Consider the following 26,696-nt stretch of genomic DNA (forward strand, 5'->3'; position numbering starts at 1 on the left):
AATTATGCATTCTCCAGTTTTACAATCGCATCCTGTAAACGCTTCAGACTCTCTTCTTTGCCCAGTACTTCCATAATCTCTGTTGCACCGGCAGGAGTCATCTGCTTTCCGGAAACAGCAGTACGGATCGGCCACATTACATAACCATTCTTGTACTCATGTTCCTTTGCGAAACCTACCAGCAGTTCATAGAGAGCATCGTTGCTGTAATCTTCCTGTGCTTCCAGAACTGGTACAATCTCCTTTAATACTGCCAGAGAAGTCTCTGCATTGGTCTTCATCTTCTTGTGTGTATACATAGCCACATCATATTCAGGAACTTCCTCAAAGAAGTCGATCAAAGGCATAATATCCGGAAAGATCTCGATACGTGTTTTTACCATAGCTGCGATCTTCTTAAAGTCCAGATCTCTTGTGACTGCTTTCTTCATATATGGAAGAGCCATCTCATAGAACCTGTCATCATCCATAGCCTTCATATATTCACCATTCATCCATTTCAGCTTGTTGATATCAAATACAGCCGGTGACTTGCTCATATGATGATAGTCAAATACTTCCACCAGTTCTTCCAGAGAATAGATCTCTCTGTTTTCAGGCGGACACCATCCAAGAAGTGCCACGTAATTAATAATCGCTTCAGACAAAAATCCCTGCTCCAGAAGATCTTCATAAGAAGAATGACCACTTCTCTTACTCAGCTTCTTGTGGTTCTCGTCAGTGATCAGCGGACAGTGTACATATACCGGCACTTTCCATCCAAATGCATTATAGAGTCTGTTATACTTAGGTGAAGAAGAGAGATATTCATTTCCTCTTACCACATGGCTGATCTCCATAAGATGGTCATCTACAACATTGGCAAAGTTGTAGGTTGGAAATCCATCAGACTTGATCAGAATCATATCATCCAGTTCTGCATTCGGTACTTCGATCGTTCCATAAATATCATCCTCAAACTTGGTCGTACCTTCCTGCGGAACATTCTGCCGGATGACATATGGTACACCTGCTGCCAGTTTAGCTTCTACCTCTTCTTTGCTTAAGTGCAGACAGTGCTTGTCATATACGGATATCTCTTTTCCTGCAACTACCTGCTTCAGAGATTCCAGTCTCGCTTTATCACAGAAGCAGTAGTATGCCTCTCCTTTTTCAATCAACAGCTTTGCATACTTCAGGTAGATTCCCTGCGCCTGACGCTCGCTCTGTACATATGGTCCATACCCCTTGTCGATATCCGGGCCTTCATCATGCTTCAGTCCTGCATCCTCCAGAGTACGGTAAATGATCTCCAGCGCGCCTTCTACAAATCTTTCCTGGTCTGTATCTTCAATACGCAGAAGGAAATCTCCTCCCTCGTGCTTTGCAATCAGATATGCATATAATGCTGTTCTTAAGTTACCGACATGCATTCTCCCTGTCGGGCTTGGTGCAAATCTTGTTCTTACTTTACTCATCTTGCTCTCCTCGATTCATTTCAAACATTCATGGTATCCGTTATCTCTTCGTAGGTACCATTCGCTCTTTTTATTCTATACGAATTCCGTCAAATAGTCTAGGACAAATTATTTCAAATTTACCCTTGCAATTATAATCCTTTTTGAGTATAATAACATACGTGTCAGAGTTCATCTGATATAAGCTTCTGTAGCTCAGCTGGTAGAGCGCCGCATTCGTAATGCGTAGGTCGCCGGTTCGAATCCGGCCAGGAGCTTTTTTATTGCCTTTTTCTTTTCATATCTTACTATATTCAACATAATTGGGAGACTCCACTTGGAGTCTCCCAATTACTTATTTATACAGAATAATAGGAAATCCTGCATCAATATAATCATAGATAGTTGCTGCTACCTGTGGCGGCAGATTGACGCATCCGTGACTGCCGTCTGTCTGATAAATGCTGCCGCCGAATGCACTTCTCCAGCTGGCATCATGCAGTCCCTGCCCATATACAAATGGCATCCAGTACTGTACATCTACCTCATATCCGTAAATATCACTGCTTAAGGTCGCCGGATGTTCCGTATAAGCAATCGGATAAGATCCTTCATAAGTGGACCAGTCTTCCTGTTCTCCGGTCTTCTTGTTAATACCAACCGGCTGACCGGTTACTACATCAGAATCCAGAATCTGCTGACCTTCATAGTAGAGCCACAGATGTTGACCTGTCAGATCCACTTCCACATATCCGTTTACCAGGTCATCATCTCCATCTCGTCCATTCCCCGCCGTGGTATACACCGGTTCTCGGCTTACCGGCTGTCCACCTTCCAGATCTTTCACCAGTTGTTCATATTCTCCGTCCTCGTCAATCCAGTAACCATATTCATTGTTCTCAATCACCACCTGATTGCCATTCGAAGTGGTAAAATTCCGCGGTACATACTGAGTATTGTACTTTGCACTAAGTCCTGAAATATAGTCTCTCATGGCACTTTCATCCAATGTAATATTCTCATTATCTACTTTCACCCAGGATTGAATCGTTGCTGAATCCAGTACATCGGTCACCGATCCAAACTCATAGGTTACTTCTGCATTCTCATAACTTTCCAATTTACCGTTAAGTTCAGAAAGATGTGCCTTCAAGTCTGTCTGGTCCTCTGTTACTGCCGCTGTTTTGTATACATTTTCATCTACAGTTACCACTATTTTGGACTTCAGAAGATCTTCGCCGAAACTGGTATTCAGCTGTTCCTGTGTCTGATTTTGCAGCTTTACATCATCTATTTCCGTTCCCAGAACAGATGGTACTATCTCATACCGCCTGGTATCTTCATTATATGTTATGTAAGCATCCGTAGATGAGACACGTGCCTGATCCGTGATAAGATTCTCTCCGGCAAACGCTTTCTTCATCTGTCCATCATTCCACTGTACCTGATATGGAACAGTATAGTTCTTTTCTTCCTCAAATAAGATTTTACACGGTTCTCGATTGTCCTTCAGACGCTGCAATTCATTCTTCAGTGCCTCCTGATCCAACGAATAACCAGCATCTTTTAAGGAAACGCTGTATCCCTTTTTCCCATTTTCATCAAATTCTACTGTGGTATCTTGGAATTTTTCTTCCAGTTTTGTTGCTGCATCTTCTACTGTCAGCCAGGATACATTCACTCCATATACCGAAATCTTACATCCCATGGTCTTGTCATCCATAATCCGGTCATAAGTACAATAACCGCCGACACCTGCTGCAGCCGCCAATATCACTGCGCCAATCCCAATGGCTATTCTCTTTCCTGCTTTTCCGGCCCTTTTTTTCTCCGGCACATATTCTCTTCTGTCTCTGTTTCTTCTTCCTCTTGATCTTTCAGCCATAATGTTCTTTGTTGTCCCCCTTGTAACTTGCGCACAAAGCAGTAATATTTCTGCCTCAATCCAGATACTGCATTTTTCTTTAACCAGATTTAACTCTGCTGTTCCCCAAGAAAGAGCACTCTGCACACAGTTAGTTTATCATCTTCTACTGTAAAATGTATATCTACATCTGCAAATGCAATTTTATAAATCTGGTCTGCATGATTGTGATATGGTGGTCTGGGATCCTGCCGCAGCATCTCAATGGCACCATCCCGCTTAGATTCATCCAGCATTTGCAGCCATTTCTCCGGAAAGTCCACTTCCAATACATGATCCTTTACTTTTGCTCCAAACCCGCTTCTGGCATTCGGATAAGCGTCTGCATAAGCCAGATAAGGCTTGATATCATAAATCGGTGATCCATCCATCATATCAATTCCAGATACCGTCAACACCGGTCCCTCGGGTGTATCCAGCCGTATATCTTCAATTCTGACACAAGTCAATCCCACCGGATTCGGTCTGAATGGCGACCTTGTGGCAAATACACCCTTATGAATCTTTCCACCCAGACGAGGTGGTTTTACTGTCGGTACCCATTTGGTTCTTTTCACCTCTGAAAAGCCCCACAACAGCCATAGGTGAGAGTACTCTTCTATTCCTTTAAATGCTGCTGCTTTACGGTACTCCGGCTCCATAATAATCTTGCCTGTCAGGGATTCTGCAAAATTCCCCTGCCTTGGCAGCCCAAACTTAGTAGGAAAATCTGTTCGAATTCTCCCGATAATCTGTAATTCCTGTTTCATTTTTACCTACTTCATAAATCGGTCAATTGCCTTATTTAACTCTTCAATTGCTTCCATATCCCCAGTCTCCACTGCATCCACCAGACAATGCTGGATATGATCCTGCAGAATTACCTTTCCGGTATTGTTAATGGCCGATTTGACTGCGGATAGCTGAATCAGCACTTCACTGCAGTCTCTTCCGCTCTCAATCATCTTCTTGATGGATTCCAGATGACCAATTGCCCTGGAAAGGCGATTCAGCACTGCTTTGATCTGCTGCGGATCATGGGTATGTGTATGAGAATGATGGCTATGTTCGATAACTGTCCCATCTTCCAGGATATGCTCGTGCGCTCCCTGTTCCTTTATGTGTTCTTCTGACATGCCCGTTACCTTTCTGTTTTTCCGAATAATTACTATGATTCTTTTATAGAATGAATAAACAAGCCACTTCTCAGCTTTGGCTCAAACCAGGTAGATTTAGGCGGCATCAGTCTGCCTGCATCTGCCACAGCAAAAAGTTCTTCCATGGATGTGGGGAACATGGCAAATGCAACTCCACCGCACTGATCTGCCTGCCGCTCTAATTCCTCCAGTCCACGAATTCCTCCCACAAAAGAAATCCGTTTGTCAGTCTTGGGATCCTGTATTCCAAGAACCGGATCCAGTATATACTGCTGCAGGCCGGATACATCCAGTCCCAAAACCGGATCCTTGGAACAGTATGCTTCACGAATGCGCAGTTCATACCAGTTACCTTCCAGATACATGCCCAGCATACCTTTTTGCGATGGATGTATCTGCTGTCCTTCCGGCATCTTTCTGATCTGATAGACTTCTTTTATTTTTTCCAGAAATACTTCTTTTGTAAAGCCATTCAGATCAGATACCACCCTGTTATAGTCCATGATACAGAGTTCATTTTCTGCAAACAGGACAGACAGAAAATGATCTGATTCACTGCTCGCTCTGTATTCTCCATGCTCGGCCCGTTCCTTTCGACGTTTTAAAGATACTTTCACTGCAGATGCAGCACGATGATGTCCATCAGCGATATAGATCCGGGAAATCTTCTGAAATGCCTTCTGTATTTTGTCGATCTCAGTCTTATCATTGATTGTCCACCCTCGATGACGAATGCCATCCGGGGAAGTAAAGTCAAAAATCGTCTCTGACTCTTTTGCCTTTTTCAGAGTCTCTCCAACAACCGGGTCATAGCGGTATGCCAGAAATATAGGACCTGTCTGAGCATCGCAGACATCTACATGACGAATGCGGTCAAGTTCTTTCTCTTCTCTGGTATTTTCATGCTTCTTGATCACTCCGTTCAGGTAATCATCCACATCTGCGCATGCTACCAGTCCGGTCTGCACCCTTCCATTCATAGTAAGCTCATAGACATAATACGCTTCCTGTGTATCCTGGATTAATTCTTTTTGTTCTACCAGTTCCCACAAAGTATCATGCGCTCTCTGGTATACAATGTCAGAATACATATCTGTGGATTCTTCAAACTGTGTTTCTGCTCTGTCTATTCTAAGAAAACTTCGAGGCTCCCGCTGCACTTCTAATCTTGCTTCTTTTTCATCATAAACATCATAAGGCAATGCCGCAAAATGCTCTGTCAGAGAGTATTTCGGTCTGACTGCCCGAAATGCATAAATATTTGCCATTTCTTTTTCCTCTGTTTGCTGTAACTTTCTGTATCTGTTTTCATCTTTTGCAGATACAGCTTTTCCATTTATCATAGCACAGAAGTGTACGAAAAAAAAGAGTTCCGGGAATTTTCCCAAAACTCTTTTCCTGTTCTACAGAATACGGATTTTCAAAACACCCTGTATATTTTTTAGTTTATCGACTACTTCATCCGTTACCTGTGTGTCCAGATCAAATAATGAATATGCGTACTCACCTTTACTCTGATTTGCCATATTCGCAATATTCATATCTGCCTCACCAAGCACCGATGCAAACTGACCGATCATGTTTTTAATATTCTTATGATTAATCGCTATACGGCATACTCCTTTGCATTTTCCCATATCACAGGTCGGATAGTTTACAGAATGATTAATGTTACCATTCTCCAGATAATCCATCACTTCTTTCACTGCCATCACTGCACAGTTATCTTCGGATTCACTGGTAGAAGCACCAAGATGCGGTGTCACAATACAATTTTTCACACTGGCGGTAGTCGGATTTGGGAAATCACTCATATATCGTCTGATCTTACCTGACTGCACTGCCTTTACCACTGCTTCTTCATCTACCAGAAGATCTCTCGCATAATTCAGAAGAATGACTCCATCCTTCATCTGAGTAATGGCATCTTCATTAATCATCTTTTTTGTGCTGTCCAGAAGCGGCACATGAATGGTGATATAATCGCATTCACGGTAAATGTCATTCACGTCTGTAATATGCGTAATCTGTCTGGATAGGTTCCATGCTGAATCTACTGATATATATGGATCATAACCATATACTTCCATACCAAGGTGTACAGCGGTGTTCGCCACCAAAATACCAATTGCTCCAAGGCCAATAATACCAAGCTTCTTACCCTTGATCTCACTTCCTGCAAAATTTTTCTTTTCCTTTTCTGCCAGCTTTGCAATACCTTCATTACCACTTTCTGATCTTACCCAGTTAATGCCATCTACCAGATCTCTGGATGACATCAGAAGCCCTGCTATCACTGCCTCTTTTACTCCGTTGGCATTGGCTCCCGGTGTATTGAATACCACAATTCCCTGTTCTGCACAGCGCTCCAGTGGAATGTTGTTTACTCCGGCACCTGCTCTGGCAATAGCCGCCAGCTTATCGGAAAATTCCATATCGTGAAGTGCGGCACTGCGTACCAGTAATGCATCCGCTTCTTCTTTCTGTTCTGTCTTTACATATTTGTCTGTAAACTTCTGCAATCCAACTTCTGAAATTGCATTCATGCAGCTATACTGATACATCTTACTTATTCTCCTCTTCAAACTTCTTCATAAATGCCACCAGAGCTTCCACCCCTTCGATTGGCATTGCATTATAAATACTGGCCCTCATACCGCCTACGGTACGATGTCCTTTCAGGTTCTCAAAACCTGCTGCCTGTGATTCTTTTACAAATTTGGCATCCAGTTCTTTGTTGCCTGTTACAAATGGTACATTCATCAGAGAACGGTCTTTTTTCTCTACTGTTCCACGAAACATCTCACTTTGATCAAGGAAATCATACAAAATTGCGGCTTTTTTCTCATTGCGTTCTTTCATAGCTTCCAGACCGCCCATCTTTTTGAGCCATTTAAATACCTTACCGCATACATAAATGCAGAAGCAATTCGGAGTATTGTACATGGATCCGGCATCTGCATGCGTCTTGTAGGTCAGCATGGTAGGTGTTCCAGGAAGTACATCCTCTGTAATCAGGTCTTCTCTGATAATTGCGATAACCATACCAGCCGGTCCAATATTTTTCTGGACTCCGCCATATACGATTCCGTATTTTGTCACATCAATTGGTTCTGACAGAAAGCAGGAGGATACATCAGATACCAGAAGCTTGCCTTTTGTATTCGGAAGCTCTTTATACTTTGTTCCATAAATCGTGTTATTCTCGCAGATATATACATAATCGGCATCTTCACTGATTGGCAGATCAGAACAATCCGGAATATAGGAAAATGTCTTATCCTCTGAAGATGCGATCTTATTTGCCTTTCCGTATTTCTGTGCTTCCTGCCATGCTTTTTTTGCCCACTGTCCTGTTACAATATAATCTGCCACTCTGTTTTTCATCAGGTTCATCGGAATCATCGCAAACTGCTGAGATGCTCCGCCCTGAAGAAACAGTACCTTATAGTTGTCAGGAATATGCATCAGATCACGTAAATCTTTCTCAGTTTCCTGAATAATATCGTCGAACATCTTAGATCGATGGCTCATCTCCATAACTGACATACCGCAGCCTCTGTAATCCATCATTTCTTCTGCTACTTCTTTCAGTACTTCTTCCGGTAATACTGCCGGACCGGCTGAGAAATTGTAAACTCTGCTCATAATTTTTCCTCCTCATGTTTCTGACAGAAACTTTTTATGCTACTCACTTTACTCTTTCGTTAAGAATTTGTCAACCTTTATTTGCCAGGAAGCGCGCATCATGTAACACATGATACGCGCTTCAGTAGTCTTTCTATTTCTTCAGATCATCCTGATCAAAAACTTCTTCTATGGCAGCCCCTGCCGGTACCATTGGAAATACCTTGTCGTCTCTGTCTATCTGACAGTCAATCACAACCGGTCTGCCCAGCGCAATTGCCTTTTCCAACGTTTCTTTTAAATCGCTCTTCTTTGTCACACGCATGCCAACAGCCCCCAGTGCCTCTGCCAGTTTTACAAAGTCCACTGAATCATTTAAAATTGTAGCTGAATAACGTTCTCCGTAAAACAAAGTCTGCCATTGTCTTACCATTCCCAGAACATGGTTATTAATGACTACTTCGATTACCGGAATGTTATATCTTGCTGCTGTTGCAACTTCATTCATATTCATGCGGAAACAGCCATCTCCTGCGATGTTGATAACCGTCTTTTCCGGTCTTCCCACCTTGGCACCGATTGCTGCGCCCAGTCCATATCCCATGGTTCCAAGCCCGCCGGATGTCAGTAACTGATGTGGTTCCTTATACTTATAGTACTGAGCTGCCCACATCTGATGCTGTCCTACATCGGTTACTACAATTGCATCACCCTTGGTTACTTTGTAGATCTCTTCCATCACAGCAGGGCCATTCAATGCTTCCTGATCGTATTTCAGTGGATATTCCTCTTTCAGTTCCCGAATGCGTTCCATCCACTGTTTATGGGTATTCTTTTCAACCATAGAATTGAGTTTCTTCAGGACCTCTCTTGCATCGCCCTCTACACTGCAGTCTACCACGATATTTTTATTAATCTCAGCAGGATCAATATCGATATGAAGAACCTTTGCATTCTTGGCAAACTTGGACGCATTGCCAACAACACGGTCACTGAAACGGGCACCTACTGCAATCAGAAGATCACATTCTGTAATTCCAAGATTGGTTGCTTTTGTTCCATGCATACCCGCCATACCGGTATACTTTTCATCCGTTCCATCAAAAGCGCCCTTTCCCATCAGTGTATCACCGACTGGTGCCTCAATCTTTTCTACCAGCTCTTTTAATTCTTTCTGCGCATCAGAAATCACTGCCCCGCCGCCTACAAGTACAAACGGTTTCTTTGATTCATTGATCAGTTTTGCTGCCTTTTCCAGATCTTCTGTTCTGACATAATCTGTTTTTCTCTCGATTTTTTCCGGAACTACTGCTTCATATTCTGTTACAGCTGCGGTCACATCCTTCGGAATATCCACCAGAACCGGACCCGGACGTCCTTCTTTTGCAATACGGAATGCATTACGGATAGTATCAGCCAGCACTTCTACGTTCTTTACGATATAATTATGCTTAGTGATCGGCATAGTCACACCACTGATGTCAATTTCCTGAAAACTGTCTTTTCCAAGAAGCGGAACCCCTACATTGGCTGTGATAGCTACTATAGGAACCGAATCCATGTAAGCGGTTGCAATACCTGTTACCAGATTCGTTGCCCCAGGACCGGATGTTGCAAGACATACGCCCACTTTACCGGTGGCACGTGCATATCCATCTGCTGCATGAGATGCTCCCTGCTCATGAGAAGTTAAGATGTGCGTGATCTCCTTGCTGTGTTTGTAAAGTTCATCATAAATATTTAAGATTGCTCCTCCCGGATAACCGAAGATAGTATCTACTCCCTGTTCCTTCAGACATTCTACGACGATCTGTGATCCATTTAACTTCATAAGTATCCCTCCTGACTAAAACTCAAGAATTGCTCCGCGGTTACCAGATGTTACCATCTTTGCATAACGTGCCAGATATCCTGTTGTCACCTTTGGTTCCCTTGGCTGCCATTTTGCTTTTCGTGCAGCCAGTTCTTCATCTGATATTACAAAATCCAGTTTATTTTCCGGAATATTAATCTTAATAATATCCCCTTCTTCTACCAGGGCAATCGGTCCTCCCACTGCCGCTTCCGGTGATACATGACCTATCGATGCTCCCCTGGATGCACCACTGAAACGTCCATCTGTGATTAATGCTACAGAAGATCCCAGTCCCATGCCGGCAATAGCTGACGTAGGATTCAGCATTTCACGCATACCAGGACCTCCTTTTGGTCCTTCATAACGGATAACAACGACATCTCCCGGTATGATCTTTCCTCCCTTAATTGCCTCAATGGCATCTTCTTCACAGTCAAAAACTCTTGCCGGTCCTTCATGAACCAGCATCTCAGGAACCACTGCAGAGCGCTTTACAACACCGGAATCCGGTGCCAGATTTCCCTTCAGTACAGCAATTCCTCCCGTCTGACTGTATGGATTGTCAATTGGACGGATCACTTCCGGATTCAGATTCTCGCATCCGGCAATGTTCTCTGCTACAGTCTTGCCGGTAACAGTCATCAAATCGGTATAAAGGAGACTCTTTTTATTCAATTCGTTCATAACAGCATAGACACCGCCAGCCGCATTCAGATCTTCAATATAAGTCGGGCCTGCCGGTGCCAGATGACACAGGTTCGGTGTTTTCGCACTGATTTCATTAGCAATGTCCATGTTCAGCTCTACGCCTGCTTCATGAGCAATTGCCGGAAGGTGCAGCATACTGTTAGTAGAACATCCAAGCGCCATATCTACTGTCAGAGCATTCATAAATGCCTTTTCTGTCATAATATCTCTTGGCCGGATGTTTTTCTTTACCAGTTCCACAATCTGCATACCGGCGTGCTTTGCAAGCTTAATTCTCTCAGAATATACGGATGGAATCGTTCCATTACCTTTCAGCCCCATTCCCAGAACTTCTGTCAGGCAGTTCATACTGTTTGCTGTATACATACCAGAACAGGAACCGCTGGTCGGGCAGGTATTGCATTCAAATTCATAAACATCTTTTTCTGTCATGGTTCCTGCTGCATAGGAGCCTACTGCTTCAAACATGCTGGAAAGGCTTCTTTTCTGTCCTTTTACATGGCCTGCCAGCATCGGACCACCGCTGACAAAAATAGTTGGGATATTCAGTCTGGCTGCCGCCATCAGAAGTCCCGGTACATTCTTGTCACAGTTTGGGATGCAGACCAGTGCATCAAACTGATGTGCCATTGCCATACATTCTGTGGAATCTGCAATCAGATCTCTGGTTACCAGAGAATATTTCATACCAACATGGCCCATGGCAATACCGTCGCAGACTGCGATAGCCGGGAATTCTCTCGGCACTCCTCCTGCCAGGGCTACGCCCATCTTTACTGCTTCTGTAATCTTATCCAGGTTCATATGTCCCGGCACAATCTCATTATAGGAATTAACAATACCGATTAATGGCTTGTCCATTTCTTCCTGTGTCAGTCCCAGTGCGTTAAACAGGGATCTGTGTGGGGCCTGCTGCATCCCCTTTTTTACTGCGTCACTTCTCATGATCATTCCGCCTTTCTGTTTCATTCATTGATTCTCCAGGACTGTTTCCTATATCACATATTCATCAGCCCCGTTGACTCTGTACACTCTCTATATTTTCTATACTCTCTCTGCAATCAGTCTGCCCATTTCTTTGCAGCCGACCTTCGTACATCCCTCCGACATAATGTCTCCGGTCCGGTATCCGTCTTTTAATACCTGGGATACAGCATTCTCAATGGCATCTGCCGCCTCATCCAGATTCAATGAAAAACGAAGCATCATAGCTGCTGATAAAATGGTTGCAATTGGATTGGCAATATCTTTTCCTGCAATATCCGGTGCAGAACCATGGCTTGGTTCATACAAACCGAAACTGGTCTCATTCAGACTGGCTGATGACAACATACCGATAGATCCGGTCACCATGCTGGCTTCGTCGGATAAAATATCTCCAAACATGTTTTCCGTCAGAATTACATCAAACTGCTTTGGATCCCGCACCAGCTGCATAGCGCAGTTATCTACCAGCATATGTTCCAGTGTCACTTCCGGATAGTCTTTTGCCACTTCTTCCACTACGCTTCTCCATAATCTGGAGGAATCCAGCACGTTTGCCTTATCTACGCTGGTAACTTTCTTCCTTCTCTTCATGGCAATGTCAAATCCACGTTTTGCAATTCTGCGAATCTCATTTTCATCGTAAGTCAGGGTATCAATTGCTTTCTTTACCCCGTTCTCTTCTACGGTCTTTCTTTCTCCAAAATACAGACCGCCGGTCAGTTCTCTCATAATCATCATATCGAATCCGTCGCCGATGATCTCATCACGAAGTGGGCAGGCGTCTTTTAATTCTTTATAAAGATATGCCGGTCTTAAATTAGCGAAAAGGTTCAGCGATTTGCGAAGCTTTAACAGCCCTGCTTCCGGTCTCCTGGATGGTTCCAATTTGTACCACGGAGATGTCTTCGCATCTCCTCCAATAGAGCCCATCAGTACGGCATCATTCTTCTTCGCAGTCTCGATGGTCTCATCTGTAAGCGGTATTCCATGCACATCAATGGATGCGCCACCCATTAACAGCTTAGTATAGTTCAGCGTGAACCCAAACTTCTTTCCCGCAGTATCCAGAACCTGAACTGCCTGTTCCACAATCTCCGGTCCGATTCCGTCTCCCGGAATCAATGCAACATTGTAACTCATAAATATACACTCCTCCTAATGAACATACCCACTCTTATAAATATGTTCTATTATAAAACAAAGGACACAGCACTGATGCTCTGTCCTCCGCGTTTTTACTGCTTATTATTATTCAGCATCTGCTTTCTCTACTTCTGAGATAGCAGCTTTTTTCATTGGGATTCTGCAATTCTTGTTGCTGCCAAACTCAACTATTACGTCTTCCTCTGTAATGTCAATGACAACACCGTAAAAACCGCTTGTTGTTACTACGCTGTCTCCGACTTCCAGTTCTGAAAGCATCGCATTGAGGCGTTTCTGTTCCTTCTTCTGTGGTCTGATTGCGAAAAAGTACATTGCACCGCCAATGACGACTACGTAAACCAGCAGGAGTAACATTCCTCCGCCGGAAGATGCTTCTGTTAATAAATTCATGTGATTTTCCTCCGTTTTATTTTGCTAAAATTTGTATCTGTTCAGTACTTTCACAGATACTAAAATTCTCCGTACTGTTAATAATACACAAAAATGACATTATCATCAAGTAGTTTCTTCAAATCCGGCAAGTTTTTTTGCTTTGTACTCCTTAAACTGGCCTTTTTCAATAGCATCACGAATCTCTTCCATCATATGATTGTAGAAATAGAGATTGTGCAATACACAGAGACGCATACCAAGCATTTCTTTTGCTTTTAACAGATGACGGATATAAGCTCGGCTATAATGTCTGCAGGCCGGGCACTGACATCCTTCTTCGATCGGCTGATCATCCAGCTCGTATTTGGCATTAAACAGATTCAGTTTGCCATGGTTCGTATATACATGACCGTGACGACCATTTCTGCTTGGATATACACAATCAAAGAAATCAATACCTCTCTCCACGCCTTCCAGAATATTGGCCGGTGTACCGACTCCCATCAAGTAGGTTGGCTTGTTCTGTGGCAGGTACGGTACTACTTCATCCAGAATATGATACATCTCTTCATGACTTTCTCCCACTGCCAGTCCGCCTACTGCATAACCATCCAGATCCAGTTCGGCGATCTGCTGTGCATGTTCGATACGAATATCTTCATAAATAGCACCCTGATTGATGCCAAACAGCATCTGATGCTGGTTAATGGTATCTGGCAGGTTATTCAGACGAGCCATCTCTGTCTTACACCGCTTCAGCCATCTGGTGGTGCGTTCTACTGATTTTCTTACATAATCACGTTCAGCTACACTGGACGGGCATTCATCAAATGCCATAGCAATCGTAGATGCCAGATTGGACTGGATCTGCATACTCTCTTCCGGTCCCATAAAAATTTTTCTTCCATCTACATGGGAGTTAAAATATACCCCCTCTTCTTTGATCTTACGCAGTCCTGCCAGAGAAAAAACCTGAAATCCACCCGAATCTGTCAGAATCGGCTTATCCCAGTTCATGAATTTGTGCAATCCGCCAAGCTGCTTTACTACTTTATCTCCCGGTCTGACATGCAGATGGTAGGTATTAGATAACTCTACCTGAGTGCCGATCTCCTGCAAGTCTGTAGTGGCTACCGCACCCTTGATAGCTGCTGCCGTACCTACATTCATAAATACCGGAGTCTGAATCGTGCCGTGTACTGTCTCAAGCCGGGCACGCTTTGCTTTTCCTTCTGTTGCTAAAATCTGGTACATAGATCCTCCTGTTTTGCGACTTATAATCGTAATATCATGTTACTGTTCACAGCCACCGTTTCGCAAGGTGTTTTCTGTGAGCGATGGTCACAAAAAGCCTGAGACATACAGCACAAAATCCTGTTTTTACATGATTTCTATGCATTGCGAAGCGTGTTGCCGGTCACGGAGTGAACAGTAACTATCGTACCACGTTTATAAAAATTTTACAATATCTACAACTTGATCTTCCAGATAATTTGTCGTATACTGTCTCAGATAAACGTTTCTAAAATACATTTAATAGGTAACTTGTTTTATGGAGGTTTATTTTTAATGAACAATGTAACAACACATAGATTAGGTATTGACATCGGTTCTACTACCGTTAAGATTGCGATCCTGGATGAACAGGATCATCTTCTTTTTGCAGACTATGAACGTCATTATGCCAATATTCAGGAAACACTGGCAAGTCTCCTGCAGAAGGCGGAGGCACAGCTTGGTACCCTTCAGGTTGCTCCGGTAATCACCGGTTCCGGCGGTCTGGCCCTTGCCAAGAATATGGAAGTTCCTTTTGTACAGGAAGTTATTGCTGTATCCTCTTCCATATCCCATTACATACCTCAGACAGATGTGGCTATTGAGCTGGGCGGTGAGGATGCCAAGATCATCTATTTTGACAACGGCAATATTGAACAGCGTATGAACGGTATCTGCGCAGGTGGTACCGGTTCTTTTATCGATCAGATGGCCTCTCTCCTGCAGACAGACGCCACCGGTCTGAATGAGTATGCGAAGAATTATCAGTCCTTATATTCCATTGCAGCCAGATGTGGTGTATTTGCCAAAAGTGATATTCAGCCGCTGATCAACGAAGGAGCTACCAAAGAGGATCTGTCTGCTTCCATTTTCCAGGCAGTGGTGAATCAGACCATCAGTGGTCTTGCCTGTGGTAAACCAATCCGTGGACATGTGGCATTCCTCGGCGGTCCACTCCACTTTTTATCCGAGTTAAAGGCATCCTTTATCCGTACTCTGAAGCTGGATGACGAGCATGCCATTACCCCGCAGAACTCTCATCTGTTCGCAGCCATTGGTTCTGCCCTGAACAGTCATCTGAAAGCTGTCACTACTACAGATGCTCTGATTACCAAACTTTCTAAAAAGATTAAGCTAGAGTTCGAAGTAGCCCGTCTGGAGCCATTGTTTGCTTCTCAGAAAGATTATGATGCTTTCCATGAACGTCAAAGTCAGTACAATGTCATGACAGATGATCTGAGTACTTATGAAGGCAACTGTTTCCTGGGTATTGATGCCGGTTCTACTACCACCAAAGCAGCACTGGTAGGAGAAGACGGTTCTCTTCTGTATTCTTTTTACAGTAACAATAACGGAAGTCCGTTAAAGACAACCATCCGTGCAATTCAGGAGATCTATTCTCTTATGCCGTCGAAGGCAAAGATCGTTCGTTCCTGTTCTACCGGATATGGAGAAGCACTGATTAAGGCTGCCCTGATGCTGGATGAGGGCGAGGTAGAAACAGTCTCCCATTATACTGCCGCCGCATTCTTTGATCCTGAAGTAGACTGTATCCTGGACATCGGTGGTCAGGATATGAAGTGTATCAAGATCAAGAATCAGACCGTAGACAGTGTGCAGTTAAACGAAGCTTGTTCCTCCGGATGTGGTTCTTTCATTGAAACCTTTGCAAAATCCCTGAATTACAGTGTCAGTGACTTTGCAAAAGAAGCATTGTTCGCTCAACACCCGATTGATCTGGGTACCCGCTGTACCGTATTTATGAATTCCAAGGTAAAGCAGGCACAAAAAGAAGGGGCTTCCGTTGCAGATATCTCTGCCGGTCTGGCTTATTCTGTTATTAAAAATGCCTTATATAAAGTAATCAAAGTATCTGATGCTTCTTCTCTCGGAAAACACATCGTGGTACAGGGTGGTACATTCTATAACGATGCTGTTCTTCGCAGCTTTGAGCGTATTGCAGGATGCGAAGCCATCCGTCCGGATATTGCCGGTATCATGGGTGCTTTCGGCGCAGCTCTTATTGCAAGAAACCGTTACCATGGTGAGAAAACTACTATGCTGACAATCGATCAGATCAATGCCCTGACTTTTACCACCAAGATGGCCAAATGTAAGGGTTGTACGAACCAATGTCGTCTGACCATCAACCGTTTCTCCGGAGGACGCCAGTTTGTCAGTGGCAACCGCTGCGAACGTGGTCTTGGAAAAGAAAAGAAAAATACGGACATTCCAAACTTATTTGAATTTAAAAATCAGCTGCTCTTCTCCTATGAGCCGCTGTCTGAGGAACAGGCTTTCCGCGGCACTGTCGGTATTCCGAGAGTCCTAAATATGTACGAAAATTATCCTTTCTGGTTCAAGTTTTTCACTAAACTTGGTTACCGTGTGGTACTCTCCCCGGCATCTACCAGAAAGATTTATGAACTGGGTATTGAATCCATTCCAAGTGAGTCCGAATGCTATCCGGCCAAACTGGCACATGGCCATATAGAATGGCTGATCCAACAGGGAGTGCATTTTATTTTCTATCCGGCCATTCCATATGAACGAAATGAGTTCCCGGATTCCAATAACCATTATAACTGTCCGATCGTTACCTCTTATTCTGAAAATATCAAGAATAATGTGGAAGAACTGCGCAGTGAACATATTGATTTTCGCAATCCGTTCATGGCTTTCACCAGTGTGGACACCGTAACTTCTCAGCTGATTAAAGCATTTCCTGAGATCCCGGCTTCCGAGATCAAAGAGGCTGCACAGCTTGGATGGGAGGAACTGACAAAGACACGTGAGACTATGTATCGAAAAGGTGAAGAAACCATTGCCTGGCTGAAGGCACACGGTAAGCATGGCATTGTTCTCGCCGGTCGTCCTTATCATATTGACAATGAGATTAACCATGGTATTCCGGAACTAATCACCTCCTATGGTATTGCCGTTCTGACTGAAGACTCTGTTTCTCATCTGCATCAGCCGGAACGACCTCTGATTGTCAGTGACCAGTGGATGTATCACAGCCGTCTGTATGCCGCTGCAAACTATGTAAAAACAGTGGATTTCCTGGACCTGATTCAGTTGAACTCTTTTGGATGTGGTCTGGATGCCGTCACTACTGATCAGGTAAATGATATTCTGTCCGGTTCCGGCAAGATCTATACCTGCCTGAAGATCGATGAGGTCAACAACCTGGGAGCTGCCCGTATCCGTGTACGTTCTCTGATTGCTGCAATCCGTGCTAAAAAGGAACAGAATGAACAGCGTAAGATTATTCCATCCAGCATTGAAAAAGCGGTCTTTACACCAGAGATGCGTAAGGAATATACTATCCTTTGTCCGCAGATGTCTCCGATCCATTTTGATCTGCTGGTTCCTGCATTTAAGACCTGTGGATATAACATTGAAGTGCTTCATAACGATGGACGTGAAGCCGTTGATATGGGACTGAAATATGTCAACAACGATGCCTGCTATCCATCTTTGATGGTGGTCGGTCAGATTATGGATGCGGTATTGTCCGGCAAATATGATCTGTCCAAAACTGCTATTCTTATGACTCAGACAGGTGGTGGATGCCGTGCTACCAACTACATTGGCTTTATCCGCCGCGCGCTGGAAAAAGCAGGACATCCTGACATTCCGGTAATTTCCCTGAATGTCAGCGGACTGGAAAAACAGCCTGGTTTTCAGATCACGCTTTCTCTGCTGACGAAAGGTATGTATGGTGTGGTATTTGGTGATATCTTCATGCGCTGTCTGTACCGCATGCGTCCGTACGAGGCAGTGCCTGGTTCTGCCAATGCCATGCATGAGAAATGGAAGAAGAAATGTATTGAATTTCTGTGTCTGAAAAATCCGACTTATTTCGGATTTACTAAACTCTGCCGCGAGATCATTGCAGATTTTGACAATCTGCCAATTCTGGATATCCAGAAGCCGCGCGTCGGTATCGTTGGTGAGATTCTGGTTAAGTTCATGCCGGCTGCCAACAACTATCTGGTAGAACTTCTGGAATCCGAAGGTGCAGAAGCTGTGGTACCGGATCTGCTGGATTTCCTGTTCTACTGCTTCTACAACTCCAACTTTAAGGCAAAAGAACTTGGTATGAGCAAGCGTACTGCTTTCCTGTGTAATTCAGGAATCAAGTTCCTGGAATTTATCCGTGGTACCTCCAGAAAAGAGTTTGCAAAGAGCAAGCACTTCTCTACTCCGGCAGATATCAGGGAACTGGCTGAATATGCCAAACCGATTGTTTCTCTTGGCAACCAGACCGGTGAAGGATGGTTCCTGACCGGAGAAATGATGGAACTAATTCATGAAGGTGTGAATAATATCGTCTGCACACAGCCATTTGGCTGCCTTCCAAACCATGTGGTAGGAAAAGGTGTTATTAAAGAAATCCGCCGGCAGTATCCACTGGCTAATATCGTAGCTATCGACTACGACCCGGGTGCCAGTGAAGTTAACCAGTTGAACCGTATCAAGCTGATGCTGAGTACGGCACAAAGAAATCTGAAGAAATAAAGAATCTCAAGGCAGTGATTCCATGTAGATATGGAGTTGCTGCCTTACGTGCCATGCCAGATGCCAGATAAAAACAAGGACGAGAGTTTCATGGCATTTCTAATCCACAAACCTCTCGTCCTTACTTTATTATTTCTTTTATTCCTGCACTGCTTCTGTAGTGTTTTCTGTCTGTGTCTCTTCAGCTGATGTGTCCAGAATCCCCCGCAGCTCTTCAATCATTTCTTCGTCTTTCAGTCGAAATTTCACTTCCACACGGCGGGATGCTTCTGCATCTTCGTTGCCGTTGGCATCTAAGATCAGGTTACTGCTGGAATGACCATTTACAGTCAGATTCTGCCGAAGAAGTGTCTGGTTATCTTCTGACAGGAAGTTCTGGGATAATTCCAGAAGATACTCTGCCACTGCCAGCGAACGTCTCTGGGACAGTTCCAGATTGTATTCATATCCTCCTGAACTGTCTGTATAACCATCTATGATGATCTCTGCCAGATAAGAGTAATACTGTGGATCCAGTAACACATTGCAGTAGATTGGCAATACCTGTGCCAGTACCTCTTTTCCGGCATCGGACAATTCTGTCTCGTCATAATCAAACAGAACACTGGAATCCATAACCAAAGCGCCATTATTGGCATCAATCTCTACCGTCATACTGTTGCTGGCAAATTCTTTTTTCAATGCTTCAATTACGTCTGCTTTCACGCCAATAATATTGTCGATCCGCTTCTGCTGCGTTGCCAGTTGTGTGGTCTTCTCATCCAGAGCACTTTGCTGATCCGCCAGAGTCACACTCTGGGCTGCCAGCTTCTTTTGCTGATCCGCAAGCTGAGCTGCCAGATCATCCAACTGCTGCTTCTGGGCTGCCAGGAGTTCATCCTGGCTGGCCAACTGATCCTGCTGATCAGATAACTGGTTTTGCTGATCTTCTACCACTCCCTGCTGCTCCATGATCTGTTTCGTATACTCATCCTGCAGCACCAGTTTTTCCTGCTGCTCTTTGATGCTCTTCTCATAATTGATCTGAGACTGAAACAGAGTCACGCACATAATCAGTACAAACAGCAGAAGAATTCCTGCCATCATATCGGAATAAGAACGCCAGACATTATGACCTGTATTCTCTTTTTCTCTTCTCCTACGCATCTCTTCCTCCTGTCAGCATTAATTAAAGAAGATTCCCTTTCCCTTTTTTCCGCTGCGGCTGCTTTCCTTCATATACTGAACCATGGTCTCAAGAAGTTCTTCCTGTCTGTTTCCCTGTTCTTCCAGCGTCTTCTGAATCTGCAAGAGCATATCTCGATTACTGTTATTCACTGCCATATTGCGGATATTCGTCCGGTGCGTCTCGTCTGGAGATGTAACGATATTGTACAGCAGGTTCTGTACCTGTTCCATTGTCTGTGCCGTCAGTTTCTGATACTGAACAAACTCCTGCATACGATCATTATAACTCTGTACAACCTTTTCATTCGCTTCATACAGATTACTATTATGCTGGCTCGCTGCTGCAAATCCTTCTACACTGACACTTGCCGCACTGACATACTTCTGCATTGCCTGGTTACATGCCACCCAGAATTTTGCTGAACTCTGTTCTGCATCCTGAAGGTAGGTCATAATCTGGCGGTAATTGTGATCCAGAACTTCTCCATACTTCTGGTTATTATCGATGGTCTGCTGCGCAGAAGTAAGGTATTCTTTCTGCATAGCGCCCATTTCTCTCACCAGACTCTGCATCTGATCCCGTTCTTCCGAAAAAGCATTGTGAAGATCTGTCTCTGTTGCCTTATATAGTTCTTTGGTGGCTTCCGTCATCTCTTTCTGAGCCTGCGTCATGCTTTCCAGTGCCTGATTAAAATCATCAAACTGTAACTGAAAATTCTCGCGCATGTTAGACAGGAAATCATTCAGAAGACCTTTCATCATCTCTTCCTGTCCCTTTGACATAGTCTCTGTCAGAATATCCATGGACTGGTTCATCTTTCGGAAAGAAGGGGTGATAACTTTTTCAAAACTGTTCGCCAGATGTTCCGAAAACTGATCTGTCATCTTCTGAATTGCCTTGGTCTGCTCTTCCTGATAATTCACCATAATATTCCGGGTCTCTGCTTCAGCAGAAGGAATTACCAGATTATGAAAATAATCCATGAATTCTGACATACTGTCTGTCAGTGATGCGTAGGCTGATTTTAATGCATAGCTGAATACCAGTGACAGAGACAGTCCGTAGATAGACGTCAGGAAAGCGACCTTAATACCGTCTACCAGAGAAGATACTGAACTTGTCATTGCCTCATAATTGGAAGGTTCAAAACCCTTCAACCCCACCACAAGACCAATGAATGTTCCGAGAATCCCCAGACTAGTCAGAATATCCGGTATAATATCCAGCATCTTTTTGCTGATCAGACTTTCCATTACATCTTCATTGATATAGTCTTCAATGTCTGCCAGCCCGCTCTGGCTTTTCTTTACAAACGTGCGGAATTCCTTATAACGGTGATCCAACGGTGACATTCCAAAAAGTTCTTCAGGAAGTGTTCCCTCTTCTCCTGTTGCCACATCAAGCGTCTCAAATGTACGCTCTATCTCATCTGTTGCCCTCTGAAATGCCCGTTCGTATCTTCCCATTTTCCCGAAACCGGAAAACATACCGAACAGGTAAATAAGAATCATAATACCCAGAAAAATGAAATTGTAAATCATTGTCCCGGATACTCCACCACTTACAAACCAGGTGAAGCCGATACTGATTCCAACTACCAGAACAAACAGGATCTTATCTGTTACTTTATGTCCCATTCTCTCTCCTCCTCCTAGATGTTTTCAATCTGCCAGTCAATTTCCTTTATACCATGTTCCTTCAGGAACTTATTGGTACGGCTGAATGGTCTGCTCCCAAAAAATCCCCGATATGCGGATAACGGACTGGGATGGGGTGACTCTATGATCAGATGATTCGGGTTTGTAAGCATAGACTTCTTCATCTGTGCCGGCCTTCCCCATAAAATAAATACCATTGGCCGATCCTGTTCATTCAAAATTCTGATTGCCGCATCCGTGAATTCTTCCCAGCCTATTCCCCTGTGAGAATTCGCCTGATGTGCACGAACAGTCAGAACAGTATTTAACAGAAGCACTCCCTGCTTTGCCCATTTTGTCAGATATCCATTATTTGGTATCTCACATCCGCAGTCATCCTGCAATTCTTTATAGATATTTACCAGTGACGGTGGTATCTCCACATCCGGTTTCACAGAAAAACACAGACCATGCGCCTGTCCTTCTCCGTGATATGGATCCTGCCCCAGAATCACCACTTTCACCTCATGCAGCGGAGTCAGTGCAAACGCATTGAATATATCATCTGCAGGTGGAAAAATCTGATGTGTCCTGTACTCTTCGTTCACTGTCTGATATAACTTTCGATAATATAGCTTGGAGAATTCTGGCTTCAGCGGCTCCAGCCAATCATTTGTAATTGCTGCCATTTCCTTTTCCTCACAATCTCACTGAAAGACCTTTTTCTCTCAGATATTCCTTCACTTCTCTGATCTCCAGTTCTTTATAATGGAACAGTGATGCTGCAAGTGCCGCATCTGCTTTTCCATCTGTCAGCGCTTCATAAAAATGCTCCATGGTTCCGGCTCCACCTGACGCAATCACCGGAACCGAAACAGCTTCTGCAATAGCTCTGGTTAATTCAATATCATATCCCGCTTTGGTTCCATCACAGTCCATGCTGGTAAGAAGGATCTCTCCTGCACCCATCCTGCAGACCTTTTCTGCCCATTCCACAGCATCGATACCCACATCAATCCTGCCGCCATTTTTATAAATATTCCATCCGCTGCCGTCCGCACGCTTCTTGGCATCGATGGCAACTACTACACACTGACTTCCGAACTTGTCAGCTGCTTCGCTGATCAACTCTGGACGATTAATGGCAGAAGAATTGATGGATATCTTATCTGCGCCTTCCCGCAATAATACCTTAAAGTCTTCTACAGTCCGGATTCCTCCACCCACAGTAAATGGAATGAAGACATTTTCTGCCACTCTGCGCACCATATCCACTACAGTATCTCGTGCATCCGAAGATGCCGTAATATCCAGAAATACTACTTCATCTGCGCCGGCCTTATCATAGGCTGCAGCAATCTCCACCGGATCTCCTGCATCCCGCAGATTTACAAAATTAACCCCTTTTACCACCCGTCCATTATGTACATCCAGACATGGAATGATCCTTTTTGTAAACATCTTATTTTTCCTCCATCTCTGCAAAATTCTTCAAAATCTGTAAACCTGTTTCACTACTCTTTTCCGGGTGGAACTGACAGGCAAACAGATTATTTTTCTCTACTGATGCATGGATATGTACGCCATACTCTGTAGAAGCCTTAACAATCTCAGGGGCTTTTGCCTCAAGGTAATAAGAATGTACAAAATACACATAACTGTTCTCCGGAATATTACGAAACAGTCTTCCGTTATGTTCCAGATGCAGGGAATTCCATCCGATATGTGGCACTTTCAGTCCCTCTCCTTCCGGAATTCTTCTGATCTTTCCTTCTAAAACTCCAAGTCCTTTCACTCCAGGACTCTCTTCACTCTCTTCAAACAGAAGCTGCAGTCCCAGACAAATTCCAAGAAGTGGCTTCCCGCTATCTGCAATCTCACGAATTAACGTATCCAGATGATACTCCTGTAACTTCTTCATGGCATCACCAAAAGCACCTACTCCCGGAAGAATTACCTTATCCGCCTTACGGATCTGCTCCGGATCGCGAGTCACGATCGTCTCTTTTCCAAGATACTGTAATGCCTTTTCCACGCTGCGAAGGTTTCCTGCATCATAGTCGATAATTCCAATCATAATTATTTTTCTCCTCTAAACAGGTGTTTTTTCGGTAAAATCAACGATTATTCGTATCATTTAACGCCTGTTTCATTACTTTTTATTGCATCTAATTACATTTTATTTAGCAAACTAATTAGTATATTTTTAGTACGTTATTTTTCGTACTAATTAGCAGATAGCGCTGGCTACCGCATTGATTTCTGCCAACTGCTGGGCACTAAGCATTGCCACGCTCATCATAACGCACTGGTTCGATATCGCCTTTCAGATAACGCTTTTCCACAACATCTTTAAAACATTTATATACTCCGTCAGTCATTGGAATATTTCTAACACTATTTTGTGTTTTGGTTTTCACAACCACATGGGTATGATCGATGCATTGTAACTGCTTTTCAACCCTTATAGAGTGATTTTCGAAATCAATATTATCCAGTGTCAGCCCACACAATTCCGATGCTCTCATGCCTGTCCAGAATAAGATGTAGATCATATTATAACAGTGTGCACTGTGAGCATCTTTTGAACAAAAGTCAAGAAATCTGTTCATATCCTCAACCGAAATAGCCTCCATAACTTTGCTGTCACTTCTGTCCGTTGTAATTCTGCGGAATGGATTTTTTACAATATAATCATAATCGACAGCATATTCAAAAGATCTCTTAATTAAACTGATCTGGCTTTGTATGGAAGATCCCCGATATTTTTTCTTCATATCGGCAAGCCATTCTTCGCAATGCTCCGGTTTGATCTTTCCAATCTCCATATAACCCAGTCGGTACTGCTTCAGGCAGTTAATGGTAACATTGTATCCTACTTTCGTTGCATGGGCGAGTTCTTTTCTGTTGTAAAGACTGTTCAGATAACGGTCGATAACCTCAAGTAACGTTAGTTTTGATCCATCAATATCGAGATTATTTACTAGTTTGGCGTTTACCTCTGCTTCCTTTTCCCGCAGGCTTTGTCCTGCCCGTTTTCCTTTTGGAACCTGATCTGTAGCTTCCAATATGTAAGAGCTCACTGCTCTTTTCTTTCCAAAGGCATCTATATAATGGTATTCATATCGCTTCGTCTTTGGATTATAGTATTCATTTGCCCGCAGTGCGCGTCTTACTGGTTTGTGTTTGGTATTTGCTGTTTTATTTGCCATGATTCGAGATCCTCCTTATATAATAGAATGCCGCTTCTCGAGCATTCCATTATCATGAATAAAAAAGTATCCCGAATGCATTATTTATCATAACACATCCGAGATACTTTGTCGATATTATACCTGCTCCACCCTGTTGATATACTCTTCAAATGGCTTCCTTTTAATTCTGATCACCCGCCCGACCATAAGATGATATTTACACTCATAATCATCACTTAAAATTTTCCGCAGACGGTGCTGACCAATACCAAACAGTTCCGCTGCTTCCGATATGGATAGCAATACTTTATCATTCATTTCTATTTATCCCCCAGACATTCCAAAAGGAAATGTTGAAGATGATCAATCAATGCCTGTTCCAAATCTCCTTCATATACATGTGTGTCAGGCTGAATCTGCAGAAATTCCATAACATAAGGATCTTTCACTATTTTCTCATATTCTGGTTTTGGCTCTGTTGTTTGAATTTCATTTGCAACCGCTATCTTATCCTGGCTTGCTAAAATACGCTGATAATACATCGTATTGATCTGCCGTTCCAGTTGACGAACACTCCATGCTGCTTTTGCACATTCTTCCATATAAAATCTTCTTGCCTGTTCATCATTTATACGCATCAAGACACGATAATGTGACCAGCTCAATTCAGGACACAGTGTGTCTCGAATTGGAAAAGTGCAATAAAACTGCCTCATCTTACGAAGATTCGATTTATCAAAGCCTTTTCCAAACTCTGCGGTCAGTTGCTCAGAAAGATATTCCAATAATTTCTTTCCGTATTCTGCACGATCATTTTCTCCACATGCTTTAAAAATCTGTTCTCCAATTTCCCAATAAGTTGTTACCATAGCAGAATTTACCGCTGTGCTTAAACGATGTTGTGCCGACACAATAGAATTACGAATAGAATGATAAGTCTGTTCTGCATTTTGATTTTTTTGTAAATTATAATCCATGCTCTTTACTTCTCTGAATTTCTAAAATAGAACTTACTGTTCTTCTATTGATTCAATATTTTCAATCCGCATCAGCTTAACTACTTGCTTATCTTTTTTCTCTGTATAACAAATTTTTATCCATTCATCATCTGCATCTATAATCTTGCAGGATAATTCAGTTTTTCCTGCAAAACTAAAAATGAACTCTGATCTGATAATACATTGTTTTCCTACAAGATCATTTATCAGCTTTGACATATATGCCACTCCTCTCTGCTTTTTCTCCAATCGTTTTATTTTCGTTTCCAAACGCTTTACTTTTCCCGGATACGCTGAATAACAAAGTATCAACAACAATGCTACAATTCCAAACCATTCCATCTCTTTCTCCTTACAGCATTTTCACATTCTACAAGTCGTAAAACTTTATAATTACTCTTCAGCATCCATCCACATCAATATTTTTTACAATGCGGACAATGCCATGCACGTTGTTCTTCTGGATATGGCAAAACAGTAACAATTTTTCTGGAAAAAATCCTTTTATGCCTGTTTTCTTTTTTTCTGGTCCTATGTCAAGAAAAAGTACAAATTAAATGCAACCAATTTTGTCTTTTTATGTAATTGTTAACTTGCTAAGCTTGCTACAGTCGTTTCCAGATTTTTTAGATATTGTTCCTCATATTCATTTGGAGATAAATATCCACAATGACTATGAATACGGACGGTG

Annotated in this window: 22 protein-coding genes and 1 tRNA gene; 2 read left to right on the forward strand and 21 right to left on the reverse strand. The window is 43.2% G+C overall.

Features of this window, described 5'->3' with window-relative positions; translation table 11 throughout:
* Nucleotides 1-2: 2 nt before the first annotated feature.
* Nucleotides 3-1,457 (reverse strand): glutamate--tRNA ligase, encoded by a 1,455-nt coding sequence (gene gltX, locus H8716_RS12130; protein WP_249309125.1) that lies wholly within the window; start codon nucleotides 1,455-1,457, stop codon nucleotides 3-5.
* 184 nt (nucleotides 1,458-1,641) lie between these two features.
* On the opposite strand from gltX, the gene H8716_RS12135 reads away from it, so the two are divergent.
* Nucleotides 1,642-1,714 (forward strand) — tRNA-Thr (locus H8716_RS12135).
* Between the two features lie 77 nt (nucleotides 1,715-1,791).
* Here the strand turns inward: H8716_RS12135 and H8716_RS12140 are convergent.
* From H8716_RS12140 to tgt, 11 genes are all read right to left on the reverse strand, one after another.
* Nucleotides 1,792-3,321 carry a L,D-transpeptidase family protein gene (locus H8716_RS12140; protein ID WP_249309127.1) on the reverse strand — a complete coding sequence of 510 codons (1,530 nt, stop codon included), beginning with the start codon at nucleotides 3,319-3,321 and terminating at the stop codon, nucleotides 1,792-1,794.
* A gap of 89 nt (nucleotides 3,322-3,410) precedes the next feature.
* Nucleotides 3,411-4,109: a tRNA (N6-threonylcarbamoyladenosine(37)-N6)-methyltransferase TrmO gene (gene tsaA / locus H8716_RS12145; protein ID WP_249309130.1), complete on the reverse strand. Its 699-nt coding sequence runs from the start codon at nucleotides 4,107-4,109 to the stop codon at nucleotides 3,411-3,413.
* Between the two features lie 6 nt (nucleotides 4,110-4,115).
* Nucleotides 4,116-4,475, reverse strand: coding sequence for a metal-sensing transcriptional repressor (locus tag H8716_RS12150; protein WP_249309133.1), 360 nt, complete (start codon nucleotides 4,473-4,475; stop codon nucleotides 4,116-4,118).
* A gap of 32 nt (nucleotides 4,476-4,507) precedes the next feature.
* Nucleotides 4,508-5,764 carry a DUF1015 domain-containing protein gene (locus H8716_RS12155; protein WP_249309134.1) on the reverse strand — a complete coding sequence of 419 codons (1,257 nt, stop codon included), beginning with the start codon at nucleotides 5,762-5,764 and terminating at the stop codon, nucleotides 4,508-4,510.
* A gap of 135 nt (nucleotides 5,765-5,899) precedes the next feature.
* The gene (locus tag H8716_RS12160; protein WP_249309136.1) at nucleotides 5,900-7,060 is read right to left on the reverse strand and encodes a phosphoglycerate dehydrogenase; all 1,161 of its coding nucleotides are present in this window, start codon (nucleotides 7,058-7,060) and stop codon (nucleotides 5,900-5,902) included.
* Nucleotide 7,061: 1 nt separating this feature from the next.
* On the reverse strand, nucleotides 7,062-8,144 hold the full coding sequence (serC, locus tag H8716_RS12165; protein WP_249309137.1) for a 3-phosphoserine/phosphohydroxythreonine transaminase: 1,083 nt from the start codon (nucleotides 8,142-8,144) through the stop codon (nucleotides 7,062-7,064).
* 133 nt (nucleotides 8,145-8,277) lie between these two features.
* On the reverse strand, nucleotides 8,278-9,954 hold the full coding sequence (gene ilvB / locus H8716_RS12170) for a biosynthetic-type acetolactate synthase large subunit (protein WP_249309139.1): 1,677 nt from the start codon (nucleotides 9,952-9,954) through the stop codon (nucleotides 8,278-8,280).
* Between the two features lie 15 nt (nucleotides 9,955-9,969).
* The gene (gene ilvD / locus H8716_RS12175; RefSeq protein WP_249309171.1) at nucleotides 9,970-11,631 is read right to left on the reverse strand and encodes a dihydroxy-acid dehydratase; all 1,662 of its coding nucleotides are present in this window, start codon (nucleotides 11,629-11,631) and stop codon (nucleotides 9,970-9,972) included.
* A gap of 99 nt (nucleotides 11,632-11,730) precedes the next feature.
* Nucleotides 11,731-12,813: a 3-isopropylmalate dehydrogenase gene (leuB, locus tag H8716_RS12180; protein ID WP_249309141.1), complete on the reverse strand. Its 1,083-nt coding sequence runs from the start codon at nucleotides 12,811-12,813 to the stop codon at nucleotides 11,731-11,733.
* Nucleotides 12,814-12,921: 108 nt separating this feature from the next.
* Nucleotides 12,922-13,227: a preprotein translocase subunit YajC gene (gene yajC / locus H8716_RS12185; RefSeq protein WP_249309143.1), complete on the reverse strand. Its 306-nt coding sequence runs from the start codon at nucleotides 13,225-13,227 to the stop codon at nucleotides 12,922-12,924.
* 105 nt (nucleotides 13,228-13,332) lie between these two features.
* Entirely contained in the window at nucleotides 13,333-14,463 is a 1,131-nt protein-coding gene (tgt, locus tag H8716_RS12190) for a tRNA guanosine(34) transglycosylase Tgt (RefSeq protein ID WP_249309145.1), read from the reverse strand.
* A gap of 315 nt (nucleotides 14,464-14,778) precedes the next feature.
* Between tgt and H8716_RS12195 the strand changes: the two genes are divergently transcribed.
* Nucleotides 14,779-19,008, forward strand: a complete 4,230-nt coding sequence (locus H8716_RS12195; protein WP_249309148.1) for a 2-hydroxyacyl-CoA dehydratase — start codon at nucleotides 14,779-14,781, stop codon at nucleotides 19,006-19,008.
* Between the two features lie 138 nt (nucleotides 19,009-19,146).
* Here H8716_RS12195 and H8716_RS12200 read toward each other — a convergent pair whose 3' ends face one another.
* The 9 genes from H8716_RS12200 to H8716_RS12240 all read right to left on the reverse strand — a co-directional run bounded on the left by H8716_RS12200 (nucleotide 19,147) and on the right by H8716_RS12240 (nucleotide 26,347).
* Nucleotides 19,147-20,154, reverse strand: a complete 1,008-nt coding sequence (locus tag H8716_RS12200) for an OmpA family protein (RefSeq protein ID WP_249309149.1) — start codon at nucleotides 20,152-20,154, stop codon at nucleotides 19,147-19,149.
* Nucleotides 20,155-20,172: 18 nt separating this feature from the next.
* On the reverse strand, nucleotides 20,173-21,813 hold the full coding sequence (locus H8716_RS12205) for a MotA/TolQ/ExbB proton channel family protein (RefSeq protein ID WP_249309151.1): 1,641 nt from the start codon (nucleotides 21,811-21,813) through the stop codon (nucleotides 20,173-20,175).
* A gap of 14 nt (nucleotides 21,814-21,827) precedes the next feature.
* Nucleotides 21,828-22,502, reverse strand: coding sequence for a uracil-DNA glycosylase (locus H8716_RS12210; RefSeq protein ID WP_249309153.1), 675 nt, complete (start codon nucleotides 22,500-22,502; stop codon nucleotides 21,828-21,830).
* 10 nt (nucleotides 22,503-22,512) lie between these two features.
* A complete protein-coding gene (gene hisF / locus H8716_RS12215; protein WP_249309155.1) occupies nucleotides 22,513-23,274 on the reverse strand; it encodes an imidazole glycerol phosphate synthase subunit HisF in 762 nt (253 codons plus the stop codon).
* A 1-nt stretch (nucleotide 23,275) separates the two neighbouring features.
* Entirely contained in the window at nucleotides 23,276-23,890 is a 615-nt protein-coding gene (gene hisH / locus H8716_RS12220) for an imidazole glycerol phosphate synthase subunit HisH (RefSeq protein ID WP_249309157.1), read from the reverse strand.
* Between the two features lie 202 nt (nucleotides 23,891-24,092).
* Nucleotides 24,093-25,025: an integrase DNA-binding domain-containing protein gene (locus H8716_RS12225; protein ID WP_249309159.1), complete on the reverse strand. Its 933-nt coding sequence runs from the start codon at nucleotides 25,023-25,025 to the stop codon at nucleotides 24,093-24,095.
* A gap of 117 nt (nucleotides 25,026-25,142) precedes the next feature.
* Nucleotides 25,143-25,325: an excisionase gene (locus H8716_RS12230; RefSeq protein WP_249309162.1), complete on the reverse strand. Its 183-nt coding sequence runs from the start codon at nucleotides 25,323-25,325 to the stop codon at nucleotides 25,143-25,145.
* Between the two features lie 2 nt (nucleotides 25,326-25,327).
* Nucleotides 25,328-25,984: a DUF1016 N-terminal domain-containing protein gene (locus H8716_RS12235; RefSeq protein WP_249309164.1), complete on the reverse strand. Its 657-nt coding sequence runs from the start codon at nucleotides 25,982-25,984 to the stop codon at nucleotides 25,328-25,330.
* 33 nt (nucleotides 25,985-26,017) lie between these two features.
* Nucleotides 26,018-26,347, reverse strand: coding sequence for a hypothetical protein (locus tag H8716_RS12240; protein WP_249309166.1), 330 nt, complete (start codon nucleotides 26,345-26,347; stop codon nucleotides 26,018-26,020).
* Between the last annotated feature and the right edge of the window lie 349 nt (nucleotides 26,348-26,696).

The organism is Jingyaoa shaoxingensis (assembly GCF_014385005.1).
Classification (GTDB): domain Bacteria; phylum Bacillota; class Clostridia; order Lachnospirales; family Lachnospiraceae; genus Marvinbryantia; species Marvinbryantia shaoxingensis.

Bases quoted from the DNA above. Each gene is read 5' to 3' on its own strand.
- tsaA (WP_249309130.1), bottom strand. From the start codon at position 4,109: ATGAAACAGGAATTACAGATTATCGGGAGAATTCGAACAGATTTTCCT.
- H8716_RS12155 (WP_249309134.1), bottom strand. From the start codon at position 5,764: ATGGCAAATATTTATGCATTTCGGGCAGTCAGACCGAAATACTCTCTG.
- H8716_RS12230 (WP_249309162.1), bottom strand. From the start codon at position 25,325: ATGAATGATAAAGTATTGCTATCCATATCGGAAGCAGCGGAACTGTTT.
- H8716_RS12150 (WP_249309133.1), bottom strand. From the start codon at position 4,475: ATGTCAGAAGAACACATAAAGGAACAGGGAGCGCACGAGCATATCCTG.
- leuB (WP_249309141.1), bottom strand. From the start codon at position 12,813: ATGAGTTACAATGTTGCATTGATTCCGGGAGACGGAATCGGACCGGAG.
- hisF (WP_249309155.1), bottom strand. From the start codon at position 23,274: ATGTTTACAAAAAGGATCATTCCATGTCTGGATGTACATAATGGACGG.
- serC (WP_249309137.1), bottom strand. From the start codon at position 8,144: ATGAGCAGAGTTTACAATTTCTCAGCCGGTCCGGCAGTATTACCGGAA.
- H8716_RS12205 (WP_249309151.1), bottom strand. From the start codon at position 21,813: ATGGGACATAAAGTAACAGATAAGATCCTGTTTGTTCTGGTAGTTGGA.
- H8716_RS12140 (WP_249309127.1), bottom strand. From the start codon at position 3,321: ATGGCTGAAAGATCAAGAGGAAGAAGAAACAGAGACAGAAGAGAATAT.
- tgt (WP_249309145.1), bottom strand. From the start codon at position 14,463: ATGTACCAGATTTTAGCAACAGAAGGAAAAGCAAAGCGTGCCCGGCTT.
- H8716_RS12225 (WP_249309159.1), bottom strand. From the start codon at position 25,025: ATGGCAAATAAAACAGCAAATACCAAACACAAACCAGTAAGACGCGCA.
- H8716_RS12160 (WP_249309136.1), bottom strand. From the start codon at position 7,060: ATGTATCAGTATAGCTGCATGAATGCAATTTCAGAAGTTGGATTGCAG.
- H8716_RS12210 (WP_249309153.1), bottom strand. From the start codon at position 22,502: ATGGCAGCAATTACAAATGATTGGCTGGAGCCGCTGAAGCCAGAATTC.
- H8716_RS12235 (WP_249309164.1), bottom strand. From the start codon at position 25,984: ATGGATTATAATTTACAAAAAAATCAAAATGCAGAACAGACTTATCAT.
- hisH (WP_249309157.1), bottom strand. From the start codon at position 23,890: ATGATTGGAATTATCGACTATGATGCAGGAAACCTTCGCAGCGTGGAA.
- ilvD (WP_249309171.1), bottom strand. From the start codon at position 11,631: ATGAGAAGTGACGCAGTAAAAAAGGGGATGCAGCAGGCCCCACACAGA.
- H8716_RS12195 (WP_249309148.1), top strand. From the start codon at position 14,779: ATGAACAATGTAACAACACATAGATTAGGTATTGACATCGGTTCTACT.
- H8716_RS12240 (WP_249309166.1), bottom strand. From the start codon at position 26,347: ATGGAATGGTTTGGAATTGTAGCATTGTTGTTGATACTTTGTTATTCA.
- gltX (WP_249309125.1), bottom strand. From the start codon at position 1,457: ATGAGTAAAGTAAGAACAAGATTTGCACCAAGCCCGACAGGGAGAATG.
- ilvB (WP_249309139.1), bottom strand. From the start codon at position 9,954: ATGAAGTTAAATGGATCACAGATCGTCGTAGAATGTCTGAAGGAACAG.
- H8716_RS12200 (WP_249309149.1), bottom strand. From the start codon at position 20,154: ATGCGTAGGAGAAGAGAAAAAGAGAATACAGGTCATAATGTCTGGCGT.
- yajC (WP_249309143.1), bottom strand. From the start codon at position 13,227: ATGAATTTATTAACAGAAGCATCTTCCGGCGGAGGAATGTTACTCCTG.